Raw genomic sequence first — 23,637 nt, 5'->3', positions numbered from 1 at the left:
GCCGGTTGCTGAACTTTTCAGCTTCCAGCCTTTTTTCTTTCATCCTGCAGATTATTTATGCCGACTCTTAAGGTTGGCAATAATATCTTGTAATGAAAGCCCCTGGTCCTGCAGCAGCACCAGCAGGTGATACATCAGGTCCGACGCCTCATTCTTCAGCTCGAAGCGGTCGTTCACCGTGGCGGCCAGCGCGGTCTCTACGCCTTCTTCTCCCACTTTCTGCGCGATGCGCTTGGTGCCGCTGGCATACAGCTTCGCCGTGTAGGAGCTCTCCGGGTCGGCGTGCTTACGCTCGGCCAGCAGCTGCTCCAGCTGATAGAGGAACAGCCACTGGTGGCCGGCGTCGCCGAAGCAGCTGGTGGTGCCTTTGTGGCAGGTCGGCCCGATCGGGTTCACCAGCACCAGCAGCGTATCGTTGTCGCAGTCCGGTGTGATGCTCACCACGTTGAGGACATTGCCCGAGGTTTCACCCTTGGTCCACAGCCGTTGTTTGGTGCGTGAGTAAAAGGTGACCTTGCCGGTGGCTTCGGTTTTCTCCAGCGCGTCCTTGTTCATGTAGCCCAGCATCAGCACTTCGCCGGATACGGCGTGCTGCACGATGGCCGGCATCATGCCGTCCGTTTTTTCCCAGTCCAGCTGTTCAGTCAACATACCCTTATCTCCACGCCCTGTGCCGCCAGGTACGCTTTCAGTTCGCCAATATTAATAATCTGTTTGTGGAATACCGAGGCCGCCAGCGCGCCGTCAACGTCGGCGTCGCGGAAGGCTTCGAGGAAGTGTTCCATGGTGCCTGCGCCGCCGGAGGCGATCAGCGGCACATGGCACACCGCGCGGACCTTCGCCAGCTGCTGCAGGTCGTAGCCGTTGCGCACCCCGTCCTGGTTCATCATATTGAGGACGATCTCGCCCGCGCCGCGCTTCTGCACTTCCTCCACCCAGTCGAGGGTTTCCCACTGCGTCACCCGGGTGCGGCTCTCGTCGCCGGTGTACTGATTAACGTGATACTTGCCGGTCTGTGCATCAAACCAGGTATCGATCCCCACCACGATGCACTGCACGCCAAAGCGGTCTGCAAGGCGGGTGATCAGCGTCGGGTCGGCAAGAGCAGGGGAGTTAATCGAGATCTTATCGGCGCCGAAGGAGAGGATCTGCGCCGCGTCTTCCAGCGACTTGATCCCGCCCGCCACGCAGAAAGGAATATCAATCACTTCCGCCACCCGCGACACCCAGCTCTTGTCGACCACCCGGCCGTCGCTGGAGGCGGTGATATCATAGAACACCAGCTCGTCGGCGCCTTCGTCGGCATAGCGCTTAGCAAGCGGGACGATATCGCCGATGATCTCGTGATTACGGAACTGCACGCCTTTCACTACCTGGCCGTCGCGGACGTCGAGGCAGGGGATTATCCGTTTTGCCAGCATTGAATGGCCTCCGTTACGTTGAATTTGCCTTCCAGCAGCGCGCGACCGACAATCACGCCGCGCACCCCGGTGCCGCGCAGGGCGGCAATATCATTGAGATCGCCGATGCCGCCGGACGACTGAAACGCCACCTGCGGGTAGCGGGCGCAGACTTCCTCGTACAGCGAGACGTTGGAGCCCGCCAGCGTGCCGTCGCGGGAGATATCGGTGCACAGCACATGCTGCAGGCCGACCGGCAGATAGCTCTCCACCAGCTCCTCCAGGGTCACGCCGGAGTTTTCCTGCCAGCCGCTGACCGCCACCTGCTTATTGCCGCCGGCGTCGATACGCACGTCGAGGGCCAGCACCAGCCGCTCAGGGCCAAAGCGTTTAAACCAGCCTTTCACTTCCTCCGGGGATTTCACCGCGGTGGAGCCGACCACCACGCGGGCGACGCCGGCTTCAAGCAGGGCCGCGACATCCGCCTCGGTCCGCACGCCGCCGCCAACCTGCACCGGGACGTCAACGCCGGCGACCAGTGATTTCAGCAGCGGGATCTGGCGCTTCGCCGGATCCTTCGCCCCGGTCAGGTCGACCAGGTGCAGGACTTCCGCTCCCTGAGCGGCATAGGACTGCAGGCGCGGCAGCGGATCGCTGCCATAGTCGCGCTGCTGGCCATAATCGCCCTGGTGGAGACGAACGACGGTGCCGTCGATTAAATCTAAAGCAGGAATAATCATCACATCTCCAGGAAGTTTTTCAGCAGCTGCGCCCCGGCGCTCCCGGAGCGCTCCGGGTGGAACTGCACGCCAAAGAAGTTATCTTTCTGCACCGCGGCGGTGAACGCCTCGCCGTAATTGCACTGGGCGATGGTGTACGGGTTGACCGGCATGGCGTAGCTGTGCACGAAGTAGAAGTAAGCCCCTTCTTCGATGCCGCGGAACAGACGATCGCCTGCTTTGGCATACACCCGGTTCCAGCCCATGTGCGGCAGCGGCAGGCCGTAGTCGGTCATCTTCGGCACCTCTTCCTCGATAATGCCCAGCAGATCGACGCCGTTGTTCTCTTCACTGCGCTTGCCGAGCAGCTGCATGCCCAGGCAAATCCCCAGCACCGGCTGGGTACAGGCTTTGATCAGGTCGATCAGTTCGCGGTCGCGCAGCTGGTCCATCGCCGCCTGGGCGGTGCCGACGCCGGGAAGAAACAGTTTATCGGCACGCAATACCACCTCCGGGTCGCGGCTGACCACCGGCTCATAGCCGTGGCGGCCAATCGCCGATTTCACCGAATTGAGGTTGGCGCACCCGGTATCAAGGATCACCACATTCATTACAGCACCCCTTTGGAAGACGGCAGGGCATCGCCCTGGACGCGGATCGCCTGGCGCAGCGTACGGCCAAAGGCTTTGAACAGGCTCTCCACGCGGTGGTGATCGTTCTTGCCCTTGGTTTTCAGGTGCAGCGTCACCGCCATGGTGTAAGAGAGCGAGCGGAAGAAGTGTTCCACCATCTCGGTGCTCAGATCGCCGACGCGCTGATAGGTGAAGTCCGCCTTATACTCCAGGTGCGGACGGCCGGAGATATCCAGCGCGCAGCGGGCGAGACACTCGTCCATCGGCAGCACGAAGCCGAAACGGTTGATGCCGCGCTTGTCGCCAAGCGCCAGCTTCAGGGCTTCGCCGAGGGCCAGGCCGGTATCTTCCACCGTGTGGTGATCGTCGATATACAGATCGCCGCCGACGTTGACCTCCATGCGGAAGCCGCCATGGGTGGCGATTTGGTCGAGCATATGGTCAAAAAAGCCGACGCCGGTGTGGATCTTGCTGCCGCCTTCGCGGTCCAGCCACACTTTCACATCCACCTGGGTCTCTTTGGTGATGCGCTCGACGTGGGCATAGCGGTCGCGGCGGGTCAGTTGCTCGCAGATGGTCGGCCAGTTCAGCGTCTCGCGGTCATAGCGCAGACCGATAATCCCCATGTTATCCGCCAGCTCAAGGTCGGTGGCCCTGTCGCCAATCACATAGCTGTGGGCTTTATCCAGTACGCCCTCTTCCAGCCACGGCAGCACCAGCTGGGTTTTCGGCTTGCGGCAGGCGCAGTTGTCGCCCGGGAAGTGCGGACAAATCAGCACTTTTTCAAAGTTAACGCCCTGCGAGGCGAAGATCTGCATCATCAGGTTGTGCGGGCCATCAAACGCCTCCTGCGGCAGGCTGTCGGTGCCCAGACCATCCTGGTTGGTGATCATCACCAGCTTATAGCCTCCCTGCTGCAGCTTCAGCAGCGCCGGGATCACCTGCGGCTCAAACGCCAGCTTGTCGAAACGGTCCACCTGGAAATCCACCGGCGGTTCGGAAATCAGGGTGCCGTCACGGTCAATAAAGAGATACTTCTGGGTCATACATTCTCCGCAGTCAAGGCGTCAATCACGCGCTGGCTCTCGGCACGGGTACCGATAGTGATACGCAAACAGCCGCTCAATGAAGGTTGTTTATTCTGGTCACGTAAGATAATGCCCTGATCCCACAAAGATTTAAACACTGCGCTGGAGGCGGTTATCCGCGCCAGGACGTAGTTGGTTTCGGAATCGAAGACCTGCTCCACGCAGGCGATGCCGCGCAGCTGTTCCACCAGGTAGCGGCGCTCGTCGAGGATCTGCGCCACGCGCTGACGCATCGCGGCGATCCCCTCCGGGCTCAGGACTTGGGCGGCGATATCGGCCACCGGCGTGGAGAGCGGGTACGGGGCGATCACTTTCAGCAGCACGTTAATCACCTCGGCATTGGCGAGGGTGAAGCCGCAGCGAAGGCCGGCGAGGGCAAAGGCTTTGGACAGCGTGCGCAGCACCACCAGGTGCGGGTAGTCGCTGAGCCAGCCGGCGAGCGTCGCCTGCGGGCAGAATTCAATATAGGCTTCGTCGGCCACCACGATAGCTTTGCCGCGGGTCATCTCCAGCAGGTCGCGCATCGACTGCGGGTCGATAATTTGCCCGGTCGGGTTGTTCGGGCTGCAGACGAAGACCACCTTCACCCCGTCCAGCTGCGCCTCGATGCCCGGCAGGTCGAGCTGCCAGTCGGCCAGCGTTGGCACGGTGCGGCACTCGACGCCGATGGTCTCGGCGCTGACGCTGTACATGCCGTAGGTCGGCGGGCAGTAGAGCACGGCGTCTTCGCCCGGCTCGCAGAAGGCGCGGATCAGCAGCTCAATGCCTTCGTCGGCGCCGCGGCTGACCAGCACCTGCTCCGGTTTAACCTCGGCGTAGCGGGCGTAGCTCTCAATCACCGCCTTCGGCTGCGGCTCCGGATAGCGGTTCAGCGTCTGCTCGGTCAGCTGGAAGGCCACGGCGGTGGGGAATTCGTTAGCGTTCAGCCAGACGTCGCCTTTCCCGCCCAGGCGGCGAGCGGATTGATACGGGGTCAGCGCGCGAACGTTGGCGCGGGCTAAATCTTCAATGCTCATGCTTGCTCCTTCAGGGCGGCAACGCGCAGCGTTACGGCGTTTTTGTGGGCGTCAAGGCGCTCGGCGGCGGCCAGAATCTCAATCGTCGAGGCGAGGGCGGCAAAGCCGTCGCGCGACAGCTCCTGCACGGTCATCCGTTTCTGGAAGTCGGCCAGGCCGAGGCTCGAGCAGGTGGCGGTATAGCCATAGGTCGGCAGGACGTGGTTGGTGCCCGAGGCATAGTCGCCCGCGGATTCCGGCGACCAGTCGCCAAGGAAAACCGAGCCGGCGCTGGTGATGCTATCCACCAGCTCACGGGCCTGGCGGGTCTGAATGATCAGGTGCTCCGGGCCGTACTGGTTGGAGATGGCCACGCACTGCGCCAGGTCGCGGGCCACGATGATCCGGCTGGCGGAGAGCGCCACGCGGGCGGTTTCCGCGCGCGGCAGGGCGGCCAGCTGGCGCTCCACGGCCTCGGCGACGCGGTTGCCCATCCCGGCGTCGGGGGTCAGGAGGATCACCTGCGAGTCCGGGCCGTGTTCCGCCTGCGACAGCAGGTCGGAGGCGACAAAGTCCGGGTTGGCGCCGCTGTCGGCGATCACCAGCACTTCCGACGGGCCGGCCGGCATGTCGATGGCCGCGCCGTCCAGACGCTGGCTGACCTGGCGTTTGGCCTCCGTGACGTAAGCGTTACCCGGGCCAAAGATTTTATCCACCTTCGGCACCGACTCGGTACCGAGGGCGAGGGCGGCGATGGCCTGCGCGCCGCCGACGTTAAAGATGGTTTTCACGCCGCACAGCTGCGCGGCGTAGAGGATCTCATCGGCGATAGGCGGCGGCGAGCAGAGCACCACCTGCTGACAGCCGGCGATGCGCGCCGGCGTCGCCAGCATCAGCACCGTGGAGAACAGCGGCGCCGAGCCGCCCGGAATATACAGCCCGACGGAGGCGATAGGGCGGGTCACTTGCTGGCAGCGCACCCCCGGCAGCGTTTCGACATCCACCGCCTGCAGCTTTTGCGCGTTGTGGAAGGTCTCGATGTTTTGCACCGCCACCGCCATCGCCTGCTTCAGCTCGTCGCTGAGGCGCTCGCCGGCGGCGGCGATCTCCGCCTCGCTCACCTGCAGCGCGGCGACGGTGGTTTTATCAAACTTCGCGCTGTATTCGCGCAGCGCCGCATCGCCGTTGGCTTTGACGTTATCGAGGATCTCCGCCACCGTTTTACTGATGCTGTCGGAGGCGGAAATCGCCGGGCGCGTTAAGAGTTGTCGCTGTTGGTCAGCGCTACAGCCGTTCCAGTCGATGATTGTGTTGAAGCTCATGATTGTTTTCCCCTGTGTGTCCCGTGACCGGCTGGCCGATTACTCCATCATCTTCTCAATCGGCAGCACCAGAATGGAGCTGGCGCCCAGCGCCTTCAGTTTTTCCATGGTCTCCCAGAACAGGGTTTCGCTGCTGACCATGTGCATCGCCACGCGCTGCTTGTCGCCTGCCAGCGGCAGAATGGTCGGACGCTCGGCGCCCGGCAGCAGGGCAACCACTTCCTCAAGGCGTTCGGTCGGGGCGTGCATCATGATGTATTTCGACTCGCGGGCCTGGATCACCCCCTGAATACGGGTCAGCAGGCGGTCAATCAGCTGCTGTTTGGCGTCGGCCATTTCGCCGTCGCGCTGGATCAGGCAGGCTTTGGAGCGGTAGATCACTTCCACTTCGCGCAGGCCGTTGGCTTCCAGGGTGGCGCCGGTGGAGACGAGGTCGCAAATGGCGTCGGCGAGGCCGGCGCGCGGCGCCACTTCCACGGAGCCGTTCAGCAGACAGGATTTAAAGGAGATACCTTTTTGATCGAGGTAGCGCTTCAGCAGGTGCGGGTAAGAGGTGGCGATACGTTTGCCGTCCAGCGCCGCCGGGCCGTTCCAGGCTTCATCCACCGGGGTCGCCAGCGACAGGCGGCAGCCGCCGAAGTCCAGACGACGCAGGGTGAAGTAGCGCGGGTCTTCGCCCTGGGCGCGGCGGCTGAGCAGCTCTTCTTCCAGCACGTTTTCGCCGATAATCCCGAGGTCAACAACACCGTCCATCACCAGGCCCGGGATATCGTCATCACGCACGCGCAGAATGTCGATTGGCATATTTTCCGCCAGCGCAATCAGACGCTGGGTGTGCAAATTGACTTTAATGCCGCAGCGGCTGAGTAATTCGCGTGAATCTTCGCTTAAACGGCCTGATTTCTGAATAGCTATGCGTAAACGGGTGTTGTCTAACATTGTTCTTTTCCTCTGAATACCTGTCTGAATCTGTCCGAATTTGGTCCAAAAAAAAGCCCCCGGAAGTGAATCTTCCGGGGGCTCTCTGCGCGTTCATGCACCACTGGAAGATCCAAATGTCTTCCAGCACACATCGCCTGAAAGACTAGTCAGGATGATGGTGATGATGGTGGTGTTTAAATTGAACGCGGTTCATAAAATTCTCTGTGAATGACTATGCATTTGATGTCCTTTAACCTAAACCACTTCCGCCGCAGAAAGCAAGGGCTTTTTTCTATCATTAATTCATTTCACATTGAGCGAAGAAATTGTCAGTTGCCGCTGGCTGGCGTAGCCTGTAATCAGCACAGCGAAAGAGTCAGGAGCCTGGGATGAAAAAGGTCGCGATAGTCGGTTTGGGATGGCTGGGGATGCCGCTGGCGCTGTCGTTGACGGCGCGAGGCTGGCAGGTCACCGGCAGTAAAACCACGCAGGATGGCGTGGAGGCGGCGCGGATGTGCGGGATCGACAGCTATCCGCTGCGCCTGGAGCCGCAGCTGGTCTGTGATACCGAGGACCTCGACGCGCTGATGAACGTCGATGCGCTGGTGATCACGCTGCCGGCCCGGCGGACCGGCGCGGGGGAAGGGTTTTATCTGCAGGCGGTGCAGGAGATCGTCGATACCGCGCTGGCGTACCATATTCCGCGGATCGTCTTCACCAGCTCCACCTCGGTGTATGGCAACGTCAACGGCACGGTGAAAGAGAACTCCCCGCGACTGCCGGAGACCGCCAGCGGGCAGGTGCTCAAGGAGCTGGAAGACTGGCTGCACAACCTGCCGGGGACGTCGGTGGATATTCTGCGCCTGGCCGGGCTGGTGGGGCCGTCCCGTCATCCGGGACGTTTTTTCGCCGGCAAGTCGGCGCCGGATGGCCAGCATGTGGTCAATCTGGTGCATTTGCAGGATGTGGTGGCCGCCATCGAACTGCTGCTGCAGGCTCCGAAGGGCGGGCACATCTATAATCTATGTGCGCCCCGCCATCCGGCGCGCGGCCTCTTTTATCCGCAGATGGCCCGCGAGCTGGGGCTGCCGCCGCCGGTGTTCAGTGACAGCCCGGACGGCGGCCAGGGCAAGATTGTGGATGGCAATCGAATCTGCAATGAGCTGGGATTTGAGTACCAGTACCCCGATCCGCTGGTGATGCCGATGGAGTGATGCGCCAGCGGTGATTCGCATACCGTAAGGGGGTAGCGATGAAACCACTGCTGGATGTCCTCGTGATCCTCGACGCACTGGAAAAAGAGGGGAGCTTTGCCGCGGCGTCGGCAAGGCTCTTTAAAACGCCCTCGGCGCTGAGCTACACCATTCACCGGCTGGAAAGCGATCTCAATATTCAGCTGCTCGACCGCAGCGGTCACCGCGCGCGCTTTACCCCCACCGGACAGATGCTGCTGGAGAAAGGACGGGAAGTGCTGCATATCGCCCGCGAACTGGAGATCCGGGCGGTTAAGCTGCAGCAGGGGTGGGAGCATACCCTCCGCCTGGCGGTGGACAGCACCTTTCCCGTGGCGCAACTCTCGCCGCTGATCGCCGCATTTTATCAACAGCAGCCGCTGACCCGGCTGCACTTCACGCTGAACCCCTCGCTGCTGGACTGGCGGCCGCTGACTGAAGGGCAGGCCGATCTCCTGCTGGGGGCGCTCGGCGAGCCGCCGCCGCTGAGCGGCTATGATTATCTTCCCCTTGGCGAGCTGGATCTGGAGCTGGTGGTCTCCCCGCAGCATCCTCTGGCGGAGCGTCGCGCCCCGTTGAGCTGGCGAACTCTGCGCCGTTACCGCGCGGTCGCCACCGGCGAGGGCGGGGCGCTGCTCGGCGATCAGGAGACCCTGACGGTATGTGACGTTACGGCGCAGCTGGCGCTGCTGCGCATGGGACTGGGGTGGGGCTGCCTGCCGCGTTACCAGGTGCAGGGGCTGCTGGAGAGCGGCGAACTGGTCAGCTTGACCGTGCGCGGGCAGTCGCCTCGTCAGCACGCGTGGATCGCCTGGAATGACGCTACCTGCGGTTTGGCTGGCAAATGGTGGCGGGAAACGCTATTAGCAAATAGTGCTATTTTTACAATTTATCATATGGAAACCGTATAGATATTAGCACGTTAAAAAATATGCTTACGCAATGAACTTCATAACATCTTGTCAACGCCGTTGAATTTGTTGCAAAATATGCGGCCTGAAAACCAGAGACTAGCCGACGCTTTTTTTAAAGTGTCGGTTATTTTTTTGGTCGAAAGACACATCATTCAATACCAAGAGGCCGGGCTTCGTACCGGATAGATATTTACTAAAAACCGACAGTCGTTGTCGCTGAGGAATAGAAAGAAATGGGGCAATTTTTTGCTTACGCGCTGGCGTTCACCGTAAAAGGGGATAACTATGTCGCATAACGCTACTCCAAATACCTCTCGCGTGGAATTACGTAAAACACTTACGCTAGTTCCGGTTGTAATGATGGGCCTGGCCTATATGCAGCCGATGACGCTGTTCGATACGTTTGGTATCGTCTCTGGTATGACCGACGGTCACGTGCCGACGGCCTACGCCTTTGCGTTAATCGCTATCCTGTTTACTGCGCTGAGCTATGGCAAGCTGGTACGTCGTTACCCGTCCGCCGGCTCGGCGTATACCTATGCGCAGAAATCCATCAGCCCGACCGTTGGCTTTATGGTGGGTTGGTCCTCGCTGCTCGACTACCTGTTCGCGCCGATGATCAACATTCTGCTGGCGAAAATCTATTTTGAAGCGCTGGTGCCTTCGATTCCGTCGTGGGTGTTTGTTATCGCGCTGGTCGCCTTTATGACCGCCTTTAACCTGCGCAGCATTAAATCCGTGGCCAACTTCAACACCGTGATCGTGGTGCTGCAGGTGGTGCTGATTGCCGTGATCCTCGGCATGGTGATTTATGGCGTGTTTGAAGGCGAAGGCGCCGGTACGCTGGCCAGCAGCCGTCCGTTCTGGTCCGGTGACGCGCACGTGATCCCGATGATTACCGGGGCGACGATCCTGTGCTTCTCGTTTACCGGCTTCGACGGCATCAGCAACCTGTCTGAAGAGACCAAAGATGCAGAGCGCGTCATTCCGCGCGCGATCTTCCTGACCGCGCTGATCGGCGGCCTGATCTTCATCTTTGCCACCTACTTCCTGCAGCTGTACTTCCCGGATATCTCGCGCTTTAAAGATCCGGATGCGTCACAGCCGGAAATTATGCTCTACGTGGCAGGTAAAGCCTTCCAGGTTGGCGCGCTGATCTTCTCCACCATCACCGTACTGGCTTCCGGTATGGCGGCGCACGCTGGCGTGGCGCGTCTGATGTACGTGATGGGGCGTGACGGCGTGTTCCCGAAAAGCTTCTTCGGCTACGTCCACCCGACCTGGCGCACTCCGGCGATGAACATCATCCTGGTCGGTGCTATTGCCCTGTTGGCGATTAACTTTGACCTGGTGATGGCGACGGCGCTGATTAACTTTGGTGCGCTGGTGGCGTTTACCTTCGTTAACCTGTCGGTGATTTCGCAGTTCTGGATCCGTGAGAAACGTAACAAGACGCTGAAAGACCACTTCCAGTATCTGTTCCTGCCGATGTGCGGCGCCCTGACCGTCGGCGCGCTGTGGGTCAACCTGGAAGAGAGCTCGATGATTCTGGGCCTGATCTGGGCCGGTATCGGTCTGGTCTATCTGGCCTGCGTGACCAAAAGCTTCCGCAACCCGGTGCCGCAGTACGAAGACGTGGCGTAAGGCGTAGCGTGATGTGAATGAGAAAAGCCGGAGGGAAACCTCCGGCTTTTTTTTCGTCTGCGCTTGTTCGATACCGGGACCTGTTTTTTGCCCGGCGGCGCAGCGCTTGCCGGGTCTGGGGAATATAAGCTGACGGCAGGTCTTTGCAGGACGGGTCAGGCGCAGTGGCTACCCGGCGTAAATACTTATCCCTCCCGCACCATCACGTTAAGCAGCGTATCCAGCAGGCCGGGAAAACGGGCGTCCAGATCTTCCCGGCGCAGCGAAATCATATTCTCCCGTCCCTGAGGCCGCTGCCAGATCACACCGCTGTCGCGCAGGACGCGCCAGTGGTGGGTCATGGTGGACTTGGCCACCTCTTCCTGACGCAGCGCATTACAGCTCTGCTCGCTGCCGTCCGCCAGCGTGCGGATGATCTCCAGTCGCAGCGGGTTGCCGAGCGCGGAAAGGACATTTTCCAGGCGAATTTGTTCTCGTTCGGGGTGATTGGCGATCATAATAATCCTGTGTCGGCGGTGGCGCGGCGCATGGCGGCCGCAGCTCGTATCGGCGGCTGGCGGCTACTATACCCAAACTCCAGGTCTGATGCCACGCGCGCCGCCGCAACCTGACCAATCATAATAATAGTTAAAATAGTTCGAGTATACTCGTACAATTGTACTATCATAGGCGGCAGTTAAATGAACTGCGGATCATTCCGACCGCAGACTGACAGTCAAAACGACTAAGGACGCATCATGCCCCGACCCATCCCCCTCGAACGTTATCGCAACATCGGTATCTCCGCGCATATCGATGCCGGTAAAACCACCACCACCGAGCGCATCCTGTTTTACACCGGGATGAGCCATAAGCTGGGTGAAGTACACGATGGCGCGGCAACCACCGACTGGATGGCCCAGGAGCAGGAGCGCGGGATCACCATTACCTCGGCGGCGGTGAGCTGCTTCTGGCCGGGTATGGACCGCAGCTTCGAGCCGCACCGGATCAATATCATCGACACCCCGGGGCACGTGGACTTCACCATTGAGGTGGAACGTTCCATGCGCGTGCTCGACGGCGCGGTGATGGTGTATGACTCCGTCGGCGGGGTGCAGCCCCAGTCGGAGACCGTCTGGCGCCAGGCGAATAAATACCATGTCCCGCGGCTGGCCTTCGTCAACAAGATGGATCGCCCCGGGGCGGATTTCTTCCGCGTGGTGCAGATGATGATCGACCGCCTGAAGGCCAACCCGGTGCCGATTGTCATCCCCATTGGCGCCGAAGAGCATTTCACCGGCGTCGTCGACCTGGTGAAAATGCGCGCCATCCTGTGGGATGACGCCACTCAGGGCATGACCTTCAGCTACGGACCGGTCCCTGACGATCTGCTGGCGACTGCCCGCGAGTGGCGGGAGAAAATGGTCTCGGCGGCGGCGGAGGCCAGCGACGCGCTGATGGATAAATACCTCGAAACCGGCGAGCTGGACGAGGCGGAGATCGTCGCCGGTCTGCGCCAGCGCACGGTGAAGGGCGAAATCCAGGCGGTGCTCTGCGGGAGCGCCTTTAAAAACAAAGGCGTGCAGCGCATGCTCGACGCGGTGGTGGAGCTGATGCCGTCGCCGTTGGATATTCCGGCGATACAGGGCGTGGATGAGAAAGGCCAGCCGGCGGAACGCCACCCGAGCGACGATGAGCCGCTGTCGGCGCTGGCGTTCAAACTGATGACCGACCCCTACGTCGGCCAGCTAACCTTTATCCGCGTCTACTCCGGGACGCTGAAGAAAGGCGATGCGGTGTGGAACCCGGTGAAGGGCAAGAAAGAGCGCATCGGGCGTATCGTGCTGATGCAGGCCAACGATCGCCATGAAGTTGACGAACTGCACGCCGGGGATATCGCGGCCTGCGTTGGGCTGAAGGATGTGACCACCGGCGATACGCTGTGCGATCCGGATGCGATCATTACCCTCGAACGGATGGAGTTTCCGGAGCCGGTGATTTCGCTGGCGATTGAGCCGAAGACCAAAGCGGACCAGGAGAAAATGGGCATCGCGCTGCAGCGGCTGGCGGCGGAAGATCCGTCGTTCCGTCTGCATACCGATGAAGAGTCCGGCCAGACGATTATCTCCGGCATGGGCGAGCTGCATCTGGAGATCATTGTCGACCGGATGAAGCGCGAGTTTGGCGTTGAGGCCAACATTGGTCGTCCGCAGGTCACCTACCGCGAAACCCTGCGCAAGAAAGTGACGGACGTGGAAGGCAAATTTGTGCGCCAGTCCGGCGGTAAAGGACAGTACGGGCACGTCGTGCTGACCCTGGAGCCGCTGGAGCCGGGCAGCGGTTTCGTCTTCGAGGACGCCACCAAAGGCGGGGTAGTGCCGCGCGAGTACATCCCTTCCGTGGAGAAAGGGCTGCGCGAAGCGATGGGCACCGGCGTGCTGGCGGGCTATCCGGTGGTTGACGTGAAAGCGACCCTGACCTTCGGGTCGTACCACGACGTGGACTCCTCGGAAATGGCGTTCCGCATGGCGGCGATCTTCGGCTTCCGGGAAGGGGCGCGCAAAGCGGACCCGGTGATCCTTGAGCCGGTGATGCACGTGGAGGTGGAGACGCCGGAAGAGTACGCCGGGAATATCATGGGCGATCTCTCTTCCCGTCGCGGGATGGTGCAGGGGATGGAAGAGCGCTTCGGCAGCCAGATCATCCGCGCCGATGTGCCGCTGGCGGAGATGTTTGGTTATTCCACCACGCTGCGCTCGATGTCTCAGGGACGAGCAACCTACAGCATGGAGTTCCACCACTACGCGGAAGCGCCGCGCAACGTAGCGGATGAAATCATCGCCAGCCGCGCGAAAAGTTAAGCCAGTCATCCCGGGTAGCGGCTAGCGCCTTACCCGGGCTACTCTGGTACCAGCGTCCAGGCCCGGTAAGGCGAAGCCGCCACCGGGCAAAAAGGTAAGCACGAACTGGGGAGGCAATGCCCGGCGGCGCTGCGCTTGCGCGGGCCTACGGTCAGGCGTCCTCCCCGGTCATCGTTTGTAGCCCGGGCATGTCCGCCAATCAGACAATATCCTGCGCGTACTGCCACAGCGCCTTCAGCTGCGCCAGCTTCTCTTTATCATCCGCATACTGCTGATACAGCATCTGCAGCTCATCGGCATAGGCCTGCAAAAACTCAGGCGTAAATACCTGACGACGGTGCTCTAACCAGCGCTGCTGCTCATGTTCATCGAGCGTGCCGGGGAAGTTGCGCGCCCGGTAGTTAAACAGCAGGCGTTCGATGCGCTTGTCGGCGAAGGTGATATCCAGCGCCGGCAGATTGCGCGGTTCGGTTTCCAGCACGATTTTCATCGCCGCGCGGTCGGCATCGCTAAAGAACCCATTGTAAAGCTGGGCGTCGACGTTTTCGGACGGCACGAACGGCTCGGCTTCGGCATAGACCGCCACCACTTTCTCCCGCACCTGCGGATTCGCCCGCAGCAGCTGGGCATTCTCCAGACAGCGTTGAATGGAGATCCCCAGCCGGTCGGCATCCTGCGGGCGCAGGGTATTGGCCTGGGCCAGCACCGGACATTTGTTCAAATGCACCAGCTTAATCGGCGCCGCCGGCAGATCGCCAAGCTCGGCGCGCGGGGTGTAAAGCCGCTCGCGCAGGGCGTCGGCATCCAGTTCCAGCAGCGGCGCCATATCCCCCGCCAGATCGACCATGATCACCGCATTGCGGTTTTCCGGATGCCAGGCCAGGGGCGCCACCAGGCTGGTGTTGCCGCGCGCGGCGCCGAACATGCCGGAGACATGCACCAGCGGCTTCATTTGCGGCACGTCGATGAGCGTCGCTAGCTTGCGCTTATTGCGGTGGCTGTAGAGATAGTCAAACAGCCGCGGCTGCCGGGTTTTCACCAGCTTCGCCATGGCGATAGTGGCGTAAACGTCGGCCATCGCGTCATGGGCGTTCTGGTGTTCAATACCGTTGGCGACGGTCAGATGTTCAAGCCGGAAGCTCGGCAGACCCTCGTCATTCTCCGGCCAGACGATCCCTTCCGGACGCAGGGCATAGCAGGCGCGCATCACGTCGAGCAGATCCCAGCGCGAGTTATCGTGCTGCCAGCTCCAGGCATAAGGGTCATAGAAGTTGCGATAGAAGATATTCCGCGTCACTTCGTCGTCAAAGCGCACGTTGTTATAGCCGACGATGCAGGTCTGCGGCACCGTGAACAGATCGTGGATGCGGCGGGCAAACGCGGCCTCGTTATCCCCTTTGGCCAGCGCTTCCTGCGGGGTGATCCCGGTGATCATCACCGCCTGCGGCTGCGGCAGATAATCGTCAGCGGGCTTGCAGTAAAACACCTCGGGCTCGCCGAGCACGTTTAACTCCGCGTCGGTGCGGATGGCGGCGAACTGCGCCGGCCGGTCAAGGGAAGGGCTGGTGCCGAAGGTTTCATAATCGTGGAATAAAAATCCGGGCTGGTTGACGCTATCTTGCATAGTCTGTTCATTATCCGTGGTGGCGTGCGACCGGTATGGTAAACGATTTGCCCGGTCATCAGAAGGGTAACGGCAAGCAACTTCCTCTGCTGTGTCATATTTTCTTGCAATTAAACCCTGATATGAAACGCGAAGTTCCGTAAAAAGGACGGCGGATCTGTAAATCTAGAGGATATGCCGTTGAAAGGCCGTTTGTTTATTGCTGTATCTTTGCTCGCTTCGAGCGTTTCCTGCGCATTTGCCGTCGACTTACCTGCTACGGTCGCGCCGCCTTCCATTCAGGCTGGCTCCTGGGTGCTGATGGATTACACCACCGGTCAGATGCTGACCGCGGGTAACGAACATCAGCAGCGTAATCCTGCCAGCCTGACCAAACTGATGACCGGCTACGTGGTCGATCGCGCCATCGACAGCCATCGTATCACCTTTGACGATATCGTCACCGTGGGTAAAGACGCCTGGGCGAAGGGCAACCCGGTGTTCGACGGGTCATCCCTGATGTTTTTAAAGCCAGGGGACCGCGTCAGCGTCCGCGACCTCAGCCGTGGGCTGATTGTCGACTCCGGCAACGACGCCTGCGTCGCGCTGGCCGACTATGTCGCCGGCGGTCAGCCGCAGTTTGTCGCCCTGATGAATCAGTATGTCGAAAAACTGCATCTGCAGGACACCCATTTCGAAACCGTCCACGGCCTCGATGCCCCGGGCCAGCACAGTTCGGCCTATGACCTGGCGGTGCTGTCGCGGGCGATTATCCATGGCGAGCCTGACGTGTACCACATGTACAGCCAGAAAAGCCTGACGTGGAACGGCATTACCCAGCAAAACCGTAACGGTCTGCTGTGGGATAAAACCATGAACGTCGATGGCCTGAAAACCGGCCACACATCGGGCGCCGGGTTCAACCTGATCGCCTCGGCGGTGGATGGCCAGCGCCGGCTGATCGCCGTGGTGATGGGGGCCGACAGCCCGAAAGGCCGCGAGCAGCAGGCCGCTAAACTGTTACACTGGGGGCAGCAGAACTTCGACACCGTGCAGGTGCTGCAGAAGGGGCAGAAGGTCGGCACCGAGCGCATCTGGTACGGCGATAAAGAGCAGATTAAGCTCGGCACCGATCAAGATTTCTGGTTAGCGCTGCCGAAGGCGGAAGTATCGCGGATTAAGGCGAAATACGTGCTGGATAAAAAGGATCTGGAGGCGCCGATCGCCGCCAACCAGCGGGTCGGCGAGATTTCGCTGTATGACGGCGACAAGGTCGTGGGCCACTATCCGCTGGTCACCCTCGAAAGCATTAATAAAGGCGGGGTATTCTCGCGAATGAGCGATTACCTGCACCACGAGCTGTAACCATGATAACCGCCTCTTTGCAGGCGGTTTTTTTTCGCCTGCCGCCCGGCAGACGCGGCGACAAAATCGCCGTTTTTTTCATCAGCCGCAATGGCGACTCTGTGAATTCGCGCACATACTGAGGGGGGATCTCCTGCTAGATTAACTGTACATTTATACAGTAATATGTTCACGAAGGAGGCAAGATGAACTACAGCGTCACCACCCTCGGCAAGAAAACCATTGCCGGTTTCCATCTGGTCGGGCCCTGGGATCAAACCGTCAAGCAGGGGTTTGAGCAACTGATGATGTGGGTTGAGAACCATCAGGTGCCCGCCCGCGAGTGGCTTGCCGTCTACTACGATAACCCGGAGGACGTGCCAGCGGAAAAACTACGCTGCGCCACCGTGGTCGCCGTTGACGAGGATTACGTCATTCCCGCCAACAGCGAAGGGGTGATACTGGCGGCGATTGCCGGCGGGGATTACGCCTGCGCCCGCGCGCGAGTGGTGGATTACGATTTTGCTACCCCGTGGATGCAGTTTTTCGACAGTCTGCTGCAGAGCACAACGCATCGCGTGGCCCCCAGGCCCTGTTTTGAGATCTATCTCAACGATGGCAACCATGACGGCTACTGGGATATCGACATGTATGTCCCCGTTGAGCGCGTTGCGTCGTAGCGGTTTACCCCTGTTCCGGACAAGGATTTTTACATTCCCGGCATGCTCCGGGCGAAAAAGCAGTTACAATTGGCCTTTTCGTTTTGCCGGAGAGGGTTGTGCGCGCTGATAAATCACTCAAGCCATTTGAGATCCGCTTGTATCGCCATTATCGGGTGGTGCATGGTGTGCGGATTGCGCTGGCCTTTGTGCTCACCTTTTTGCTGGTGCGGCTGCTGAACGTGCCCGAGGGGACCTGGCCTCTTATTACCCTGGTGGTGGTGATGGGGCCGATCTCCTTCTGGGGCAACGTCGTGCCGCGGGCGTTTCAGCGCATCGGCGGCACGATCCTCGGCTCGGCGCTGGGGCTGGTGGCGCTGAAGCTTGAGCTTATCTCCCTGCCGCTGATGGTCCTCTGGTGCGCAGCGGCAATGTTCCTCTGCGGCTGGCTGGCGCTGGGCAAGAAACCCTATCAGGCGCTGCTGATCGGCATTACCCTGTCGGTGGTGGTCGGGGCGCCGCCCGGCGATATGCATACCGCGCTGTGGCGAAGCGGCGACGTGATCTTCGGCTCGCTGCTGGCAATGTTGTTTACCGGTATCTGGCCGCAGCGGGCGTTTATCCACTGGCGTATCCAGATGGCCAGCTACGTCACCAACTTCAACCGCCTCTACCAGGCCGGCTTCTCGCCAAATCTGGTGGATCGGCCGCGGCTGGAAAAACATCTTCAGCAGGCGCTCAACGACGTCGTCAAAATGCGCGGGCTGATCACTCCCGCCAGCAAAGAGACGCATATTCAGAAGGCGATCTTCGAGGCTATCCAGACCGTCAGCCGCAACCTCGTGTGCATGCTGGAGCTGCAGATCAACGCCTGGTGGGCAACCCGTCCGGGTCACTTCGTGATGCTCAATGCGCACACCCTACGCGAGACGCAGCAGATGACCCAGCAGACGTTGTTGGCCATCGCCCACGCGCTGTACGAAGGAAACCCTCAGCCTGTGCGCGCCAACAATGAAAAGCTGAATGAGATTGTCCTCGAACTGCGCCAGCTGATGAAAGAGCAGGGGGACGACAGCCTGGCGGAAACCCCGATCCATGGCTATGTTTGGCTCTCTATTGAACTGGCACGCCAGCTGGAGCTGCTGTCGCATCTGATCTGCCGCGCATTGCGCAAATAAGCACCAGATGCGCCGGGTAACTGCATGGGTTGTTTCGATTCAGCAGCGTTTAGGGTTATGATAAACGCAAAGGAAAAAACATTGTCATCAGCGACTGCTAGCAGTTATGTTAGCCCTATAACGCAGTCGCTTTACGAATCCGAATCTCAATTATTAGGGGTGTAAAAATGGAAACAACTAAGCCTTCTTTCCAGGACGTACTGGAGTTTGTTCGTCTGTACCGTCGTAAGAACAAACTGCAGCGTGAAATTCAGGACGTTGAGAAAAAGATCCGTGATAACCAGAAGCGCGTTCTGCTGCTGGACAATCTCAGCGACTACATCAAGCCGGGCATGAGCGTGGAAGCTATCCAGGGCATCATCGCCAGCATGAAGAGCGATTACGAAGACCGCGTTGATGACTACATCATCAAGAATGCCGAGCTGTCCAAAGAGCGTCGCGACATCTCCAAAAAACTGAAAGTGATGGGCGAAGCCAAAGTCGAAGGCTAATCCCTGCTGTCCGGCGGCGGTCAGCGTCGCCGGGCTGTTCTGCACTACCAGCTCCTCAACGCATATTTCTGCGAAAACTTTGTCCCGGCAACTGCCTCTCCTCGCCGACTCTTTGCTATACTGCCCCGCGAAAACGTATTGATATCGGAAAGGTTTCTCTCATCCTGGCCGGGCATCTGACGCAGCGGCGTCAGGGCGATATCTCAACACCTCTCACCTCTCCGACGATCGATTCGCCAGAAGACAAACTCAGGTGCTGACCGGGCGCGACAGAACTCTTCCGCTGCTTTCGCCGACAGGAGTCAACCCCACGTGATTAAGTCATTCTTTGCTGCACTCTCGTTTATCAGCCGTCTGCCGGTCCCGGCGCGGTTATCCCAGGGCCTGGAGATCGAACAGTACCAGCGCAGTATCGTCACCTTCCCGCTGGTCGGTTTACTGCTCGGCGCTATCGCCGGCGCGGTGGTGTACCTCCTGCAGCCATGGTGCGGCGTCCCGCTGGCGGCGCTGTTCGGCGCGCTGGCGCTGGCGCTGCTCACCGGCGGATTTCACCTTGACGGGCTGGCCGATACCTGCGACGGCATCTTCTCCGCCCGCACTCGCGATCGGATGCTGGAGATCATGCGCGACAGCCGGCTGGGGACCCACGGCGGTCTGGCGCTGATTTTTGTGCTGGTGGCCAAGATGCTGGTGGTCGGCGAACTGCTGCTACGCGATGTCAACCCCATCGCGGCGCTGGCGGCGGCCTGCGCCGTCGGTCGCGGGATGGCGGTACTGCTGATGTATCGCCATCGCTATGCGCGGGAAAAAGGGTTGGGCAATCTGTTTATTGGCAAGATTAGCCTGCAGCAGACGCTAACGACGTTGGCGATAGCGATCGCGCTGGCCACCGCCCTGCTGGGGCTGCAGGGGCTGCGCGCCGCGCTGATCGCCCTGGTGCTGATCGGGGGCCTGGGGTGGGCGCTGAAGCGCACCCTCGGCGGGCAGACCGGGGATACCCTCGGAGCGGCGATCGAGCTGGGCGAAGTATTCTTTTTACTGGCGCTACTGTAAGGCCTGGCATCCACGGTGAGGAACAGAATGGAAACACTTTCGGCGTTACTGGCTGCCATTCCGCAGCCCGATGTGGCGGGCATGGCGCGCGCGCAGCAGCATATTGATGGCCTGTTAAAGCCGCCCGGCAGCCTTGGCCGTCTGGAGAGCCTGGCGGTGCAGCTGGCCGGTCTGCCGGGGCTGCAGGGGCAGCTGGCGCTGAGCGATAAAGCCATCGTGGTCATGTGCGCCGACCACGGCGTCTGGCATGAAGGCGTGACCCCTTCGCCGCAGGCGGTGACGGCCATTCATGCCGGCAATATGGTACGGGGCAACACCGGCGTCTGCGTGCTGGCGGCGCAGGCCGGGGTGAGAGTGGAGGTGGCGGATGTCGGCATCGACGCCGAGCCGCTGCCGGGCCTGATCAACCTCAAGGTGGCCCGCGGTAGCGGGAATATCGCCCGGACGGCGGCGATGAGCCGTCAGAAGGCGGAGACGGTGCTGCTGGCCAGCATACGTTTCACCCGCCAGCTCGCCGCCGACGGAGTGAAAGTCTTTGGCGTGGGAGAGCTGGGGATGGCCAATACCACCCCGGCGGCAGCGACGATCAGCGTCCTGACCGGCAGCGACCCCGACGCGGTGGTGGGCTGCGGGGCTAATCTGCCGTTGGCGCAGCGGGGCCATAAGGTGGCGGTGGTGCGCCAGGCGATCGCTTATAACCAGCCGAACCCGGCGGACGGGCTGGACGTGCTGGCGAAGGTGGGCGGTTTTGATCTGGTGGGCATGACCGGGGTGATCCTCGGGGCGGCTTCCAGCGGCTTACCGGTGGTGCTGGATGGCTTCCTCTCCTACGCTTCGGCTCTGGCGGCCTGCCGCATGGCCCCGGCGGCGCACCCGTATCTTATCCCTTCGCACCTGTCGGCGGAGAAAGGGGCGCGGATCGCCCTCGACGCGCTGGGTCTGCGCCCGTATCTCGATATGGACATGCGCCTGGGTGAGGGCAGCGGCGCCGCGCTGGCCATGCACTTGCTGGATGCCGCCAGCGCGATGTACCACCAGATGGGGACCCTGGCGCAGAGCAACATTGTGCTGCCCGATAGCGCGCCAATGTCCTGATGATAAAGCGCATCGCTTCGACGATGCGCCGGGTTTACAGCGCCTGCTGCCAGACCGCCTGCGGTAGCAGGTAAACCTGCGCCGGGGCGCGCATACCGTCGCTGACAATATGGCCGATACCGCTGGCCATCACCGCCAGGGTGACGTCAAAGGCGTTCAGGCTGTCGCCGAAGCCGGCGGTCAGGTTGAGCATCGAGCCATTGGCCATCAGGTAGACGGTTTTGTCAGCCATGCGGTAGGCGTTGATATACGGCATCACCTCTTCCTGAGGATACTGGCGCAGGTATTCGCCATCGATCTCTTCCGCCACGTGGCCGACGTTAAGGATAAACACTCCCGCTTTCGCCCGGTCCAGCGCCTGGCGATTAACCACGTTTTTACCGCCTGTCGCCGTGGCGACCACGTCCGCCGAGGCGATAGCCTCCTGGAGATCGACCACGTGCCAGCCGTCATAGGCCGCCTGCAGTCGACGGGCAGGATCGATCTCCGCCACCATCACCTGGCCGCCAAAAGCTTTTGCCGCCGCCGCGACGCCCTGGCCAACCAGGCCGTAGCCGATGACCAGCACTTTTTTCTCATGCAGGGTGAGATGAGTGGTCTGGAAGAAGGTATGCCAGGCGGTGAGTCCGACCATATGGCGGTTATGCAGCCCCTCTTTGACCGGCAGATCGTCCCAGTTAAAGATCGGATAGCCGGGCTGAATATCCCCCAGCCGATTGACGCCGGAGCCGGTGGCTTCCAGACCAGCCACGATGTTGCCGAACTCGCCGCGCTGGTGGAGGAGGGTGGTGATATCGGCTCCCATTTCGCACAGGTGAGTCGGCTGCCAGGCGATCGCTTTTTCCCATGACTGTTGCCAGTCGGCATCGCTCATATTGCGCCAGGCGCAGGCCTCGGCGCCACGCTCCACCAGCCAGGCCACCACGTCGTCCTGCACGGTGGTGGGGTTACAGGTAGTTAAAAAGACCTGAGCGCCCTTGTCGAGGATCCCCTGCACCAGCGGGATCATTTTCATGTCGAGGTGCATACAGCAGGCCAGGCGGACGCCGCTGAGGTCGGGCAGGGCGGCGACCTGGCGCAGGGTACGCGGCATATTCTGGCTGGCCCATGCCACTTCTTTCGCTAAAGAGATTTTATTATTCACTGGGTTATGACCTTCAGTTCGCAAAGGGGTATCCCCCTGACAGAAAAGGGATTCTATCAGTCCGGGCGAGAATTCACAGCCCTGTGCCGCCTGGAAATCGACGCCCGCGCGATCCCCTGTGAAATACAGGGTTGTTAATGTAAGGTTAAAAAAAGAAAATAAAATATAAGTTATTCCTATGATCTGAGCGATAAAGCGATGTTGAGTGTCATTCCCGCGGGCCTGTTTTCACGGCTGCGGATTTTCCTTGGGCGGTTGAAGCCGCATGCGCTGCCGGTGGCTCGACGGCATATTGTGCTGGGATCCATCGGCGCCGGCACCGGCCTGGCGGTGACCAGCATGTTCAGCCACTGGCTGCTGGGCGAAGTTAACCTGTGGTTTATTGCCCCCATGGGCGCCTCGGCAGTACTCCTGTTTGGCGTGCCGAGCAGTCCGCTGGCGCAGCCGTGGTCGATTGTCGGCGGCAATGTGCTGTCGGCGCTGATCGGCGTCACGGTGGGTATGCTGGTGCCCGACCCGGCGCTGGCCTGCGGGCTGGCGGCGGCGCTGGCCATCGCCGGAATGTATTTTCTGCGCTGCCTGCATCCTCCCGGCGGCGCGGTGGCCCTGACGGCGATCCTCGGCGGCGCCGGGGTGCACAGCGAAGGCTATCACTTTGTGCTGACGCCGGTGCTGCTCAACTCCCTGATGCTGGCGCTGCTGGCCATCGTGTTTAACAATCTGGTTGGCCGCCGCTACCCCCATCCGCTGGCGGCAGAGGAGGTCAAATCCCGGACGGTGCCGCTGGGCATTTCGGTTACCCGGGAAGATATTCACGCCGCGCTGCTGGAAGGACAGTTCCTGGACATTGACGAAGACGATGTCCAGGAACTGCTGGAAAATATCGAACAGCAGGCGCGCCAGCGCATCGCGGCGGCTGGCCGCCGCTGACAGCGCTCTCCCGGCCGCGGGTTAGAGATCGCCGGTAAGATACTGGGCGACCCCGCGGCCAAAGCTCCAGTCGCCTTTCTGGTTGCTGATAATCGACACCATCAGATCATCGCCGCTCAGGCCGCAGTGCTCCGCCAGCTCCTCCTGCAATATGGCGAAGAAGCGCTGCTTCTGCGCGTCGCTGCGCGGGCTGGTATAGACCCGCACCACCACCAGATCCCGCGTGCGGGTCAGTCCGAGGCCGGTATCTTCAATCACCATATGGTGGACTTTGTTTTCGTGAACAATCTGGTAGCGGTCGCGTTCCGGTACCTCGAAGGCGCGCAGCACGGCGCGATGAGCGGCATCCAGCAGGGTTCTGATCTCCTGTTCCGTACGGCCTTCTATCAGGTCAAATGTCAGTAATGGCATGCAGGTGTTCCTTATCGTTAGG

25 protein-coding genes and 1 other annotated feature are annotated in these 23,637 nt (G+C 60.8%); of the genes, 12 read left to right on the top strand and 13 right to left on the bottom strand.

Features of this window, described 5'->3' with window-relative positions:
• Nucleotides 1-51: 51 nt before the first annotated feature.
• From hisIE to hisL, 9 genes are all read right to left on the bottom strand, one after another.
• Complete coding sequence (gene hisIE, locus MKS11_RS25510; protein WP_023318677.1) at nt 52-651, bottom strand: bifunctional phosphoribosyl-AMP cyclohydrolase/phosphoribosyl-ATP diphosphatase HisIE; 600 nt, start codon at nt 649-651, stop codon at nt 52-54.
• Nucleotides 645-1,421, bottom strand: a complete 777-nt coding sequence (gene hisF / locus MKS11_RS25505; RefSeq protein ID WP_017899707.1) for an imidazole glycerol phosphate synthase subunit HisF — start codon at nt 1,419-1,421, stop codon at nt 645-647. Before hisF ends, hisIE begins: the two co-directional genes overlap by 7 nt.
• Nucleotides 1,403-2,140, bottom strand: coding sequence for a 1-(5-phosphoribosyl)-5-[(5-phosphoribosylamino)methylideneamino]imidazole-4-carboxamide isomerase (gene hisA, locus MKS11_RS25500; protein WP_259596673.1), 738 nt, complete (start codon nt 2,138-2,140; stop codon nt 1,403-1,405). Before hisA ends, hisF begins: the two co-directional genes overlap by 19 nt.
• Entirely contained in the window at nt 2,140-2,730 is a 591-nt protein-coding gene (gene hisH, locus MKS11_RS25495; protein ID WP_032456356.1) for an imidazole glycerol phosphate synthase subunit HisH, read from the bottom strand. Before hisH ends, hisA begins: the two co-directional genes overlap by 1 nt.
• On the bottom strand, nt 2,730-3,797 hold the full coding sequence (gene hisB / locus MKS11_RS25490; protein WP_284109759.1) for a bifunctional histidinol-phosphatase/imidazoleglycerol-phosphate dehydratase HisB: 1,068 nt from the start codon (nt 3,795-3,797) through the stop codon (nt 2,730-2,732). Before hisB ends, hisH begins: the two co-directional genes overlap by 1 nt.
• Nucleotides 3,794-4,855: a histidinol-phosphate transaminase gene (hisC, locus tag MKS11_RS25485; RefSeq protein WP_259596672.1), complete on the bottom strand. Its 1,062-nt coding sequence runs from the start codon at nt 4,853-4,855 to the stop codon at nt 3,794-3,796. Before hisC ends, hisB begins: the two co-directional genes overlap by 4 nt.
• The gene (gene hisD, locus MKS11_RS25480; RefSeq protein WP_004203587.1) at nt 4,852-6,156 is read right to left on the bottom strand and encodes a histidinol dehydrogenase; all 1,305 of its coding nucleotides are present in this window, start codon (nt 6,154-6,156) and stop codon (nt 4,852-4,854) included. The genes hisC and hisD overlap by 4 nt, the downstream gene beginning before the upstream one ends.
• Before the next feature lie 39 nt (nt 6,157-6,195).
• Entirely contained in the window at nt 6,196-7,095 is a 900-nt protein-coding gene (hisG, locus tag MKS11_RS25475) for an ATP phosphoribosyltransferase (protein WP_002912152.1), read from the bottom strand.
• A 47-nt stretch (nt 7,096-7,142) separates the two neighbouring features.
• Nucleotides 7,143-7,265 (bottom strand) — a sequence feature (His leader region).
• Nucleotides 7,241-7,291 carry a his operon leader peptide gene (hisL, locus tag MKS11_RS25470; RefSeq protein ID WP_004899375.1) on the bottom strand — a complete coding sequence of 17 codons (51 nt, stop codon included), beginning with the start codon at nt 7,289-7,291 and terminating at the stop codon, nt 7,241-7,243. (Overlaps the previous feature by 25 nt.)
• A 175-nt stretch (nt 7,292-7,466) precedes the next feature.
• Between hisL and MKS11_RS25465 the strand changes: the two genes are divergently transcribed.
• The 4 genes from MKS11_RS25465 to plaP all read left to right on the top strand — a co-directional run bounded on the left by MKS11_RS25465 (nt 7,467) and on the right by plaP (nt 10,867).
• Nucleotides 7,467-8,291: an SDR family oxidoreductase gene (locus MKS11_RS25465; protein ID WP_004203585.1), complete on the top strand. Its 825-nt coding sequence runs from the start codon at nt 7,467-7,469 to the stop codon at nt 8,289-8,291.
• A 38-nt stretch (nt 8,292-8,329) separates the two neighbouring features.
• A complete protein-coding gene (locus tag MKS11_RS25460) occupies nt 8,330-9,220 on the top strand; it encodes a LysR family transcriptional regulator (RefSeq protein WP_064157346.1) in 891 nt (296 codons plus the stop codon).
• 236 nt (nt 9,221-9,456) lie between these two features.
• Nucleotides 9,457-9,519 carry a membrane protein YoeI gene (gene yoeI / locus MKS11_RS27750; RefSeq protein WP_096335043.1) on the top strand — a complete coding sequence of 21 codons (63 nt, stop codon included), beginning with the start codon at nt 9,457-9,459 and terminating at the stop codon, nt 9,517-9,519.
• Nucleotides 9,509-10,867, top strand: coding sequence for a putrescine/proton symporter PlaP (gene plaP, locus MKS11_RS25455; RefSeq protein ID WP_004148994.1), 1,359 nt, complete (start codon nt 9,509-9,511; stop codon nt 10,865-10,867). Before yoeI ends, plaP begins: the two co-directional genes overlap by 11 nt.
• A gap of 185 nt (nt 10,868-11,052) precedes the next feature.
• On the opposite strand, the gene MKS11_RS25450 is transcribed toward plaP, so the two are convergent.
• On the bottom strand, nt 11,053-11,364 hold the full coding sequence (locus MKS11_RS25450) for a helix-turn-helix transcriptional regulator (RefSeq protein WP_017899702.1): 312 nt from the start codon (nt 11,362-11,364) through the stop codon (nt 11,053-11,055).
• A 240-nt stretch (nt 11,365-11,604) separates the two neighbouring features.
• Between MKS11_RS25450 and fusA the strand changes: the two genes are divergently transcribed.
• Nucleotides 11,605-13,707, top strand: coding sequence for an elongation factor G (fusA, locus tag MKS11_RS25445; RefSeq protein ID WP_004203548.1), 2,103 nt, complete (start codon nt 11,605-11,607; stop codon nt 13,705-13,707).
• Between the two features lie 199 nt (nt 13,708-13,906).
• Here fusA and sbcB read toward each other — a convergent pair whose 3' ends face one another.
• Entirely contained in the window at nt 13,907-15,331 is a 1,425-nt protein-coding gene (sbcB, locus tag MKS11_RS25440) for an exodeoxyribonuclease I (RefSeq protein ID WP_004203547.1), read from the bottom strand.
• Nucleotides 15,332-15,511: 180 nt separating this feature from the next.
• On the opposite strand from sbcB, the gene dacD reads away from it, so the two are divergent.
• The 6 genes from dacD (at nt 15,512) to cobT (ending at nt 21,130) form a co-directional block, all read left to right on the top strand.
• On the top strand, nt 15,512-16,675 hold the full coding sequence (gene dacD, locus MKS11_RS25435; RefSeq protein WP_284109758.1) for a serine-type D-Ala-D-Ala carboxypeptidase DacD: 1,164 nt from the start codon (nt 15,512-15,514) through the stop codon (nt 16,673-16,675).
• 185 nt (nt 16,676-16,860) lie between these two features.
• Nucleotides 16,861-17,334 (top strand): DNA gyrase inhibitor SbmC, encoded by a 474-nt coding sequence (gene sbmC, locus MKS11_RS25430; RefSeq protein ID WP_017899697.1) that lies wholly within the window; start codon nt 16,861-16,863, stop codon nt 17,332-17,334.
• A 98-nt stretch (nt 17,335-17,432) separates the two neighbouring features.
• On the top strand, nt 17,433-18,491 hold the full coding sequence (locus MKS11_RS25425; protein WP_004203544.1) for an FUSC family protein: 1,059 nt from the start codon (nt 17,433-17,435) through the stop codon (nt 18,489-18,491).
• Nucleotides 18,492-18,658: 167 nt separating this feature from the next.
• Complete coding sequence (locus MKS11_RS25420) at nt 18,659-18,982, top strand: DUF496 family protein (protein WP_002911883.1); 324 nt, start codon at nt 18,659-18,661, stop codon at nt 18,980-18,982.
• A gap of 312 nt (nt 18,983-19,294) precedes the next feature.
• Entirely contained in the window at nt 19,295-20,035 is a 741-nt protein-coding gene (gene cobS, locus MKS11_RS25415) for an adenosylcobinamide-GDP ribazoletransferase (protein WP_211773141.1), read from the top strand.
• Between the two features lie 27 nt (nt 20,036-20,062).
• Nucleotides 20,063-21,130 (top strand): nicotinate-nucleotide--dimethylbenzimidazole phosphoribosyltransferase, encoded by a 1,068-nt coding sequence (gene cobT, locus MKS11_RS25410; protein ID WP_284109757.1) that lies wholly within the window; start codon nt 20,063-20,065, stop codon nt 21,128-21,130.
• Between the two features lie 34 nt (nt 21,131-21,164).
• On the opposite strand, the gene MKS11_RS25405 is transcribed toward cobT, so the two are convergent.
• Nucleotides 21,165-22,274, bottom strand: a complete 1,110-nt coding sequence (locus MKS11_RS25405) for an adenosylhomocysteinase (RefSeq protein WP_004203536.1) — start codon at nt 22,272-22,274, stop codon at nt 21,165-21,167.
• Between the two features lie 198 nt (nt 22,275-22,472).
• Here MKS11_RS25405 and MKS11_RS25400 point away from each other — a divergent pair, with 198 nt between their 5' ends.
• Nucleotides 22,473-23,204: an HPP family protein gene (locus tag MKS11_RS25400; RefSeq protein ID WP_017899693.1), complete on the top strand. Its 732-nt coding sequence runs from the start codon at nt 22,473-22,475 to the stop codon at nt 23,202-23,204.
• Between the two features lie 21 nt (nt 23,205-23,225).
• Here MKS11_RS25400 and MKS11_RS25395 read toward each other — a convergent pair whose 3' ends face one another.
• On the bottom strand, nt 23,226-23,615 hold the full coding sequence (locus MKS11_RS25395; RefSeq protein WP_023318664.1) for a tautomerase family protein: 390 nt from the start codon (nt 23,613-23,615) through the stop codon (nt 23,226-23,228).
• Nucleotides 23,616-23,637 lie beyond the last annotated feature (22 nt).

Origin of the sequence: Klebsiella sp. K5-45 (assembly GCF_030128605.1) — a bacterium.
GTDB classification, from domain to species: domain Bacteria; phylum Pseudomonadota; class Gammaproteobacteria; order Enterobacterales; family Enterobacteriaceae; genus Klebsiella; species Klebsiella quasipneumoniae.
The sequence above is the reverse complement of the archived record's forward strand: the minus strand, read 5'-3'. Positions and strand labels throughout refer to the sequence as shown.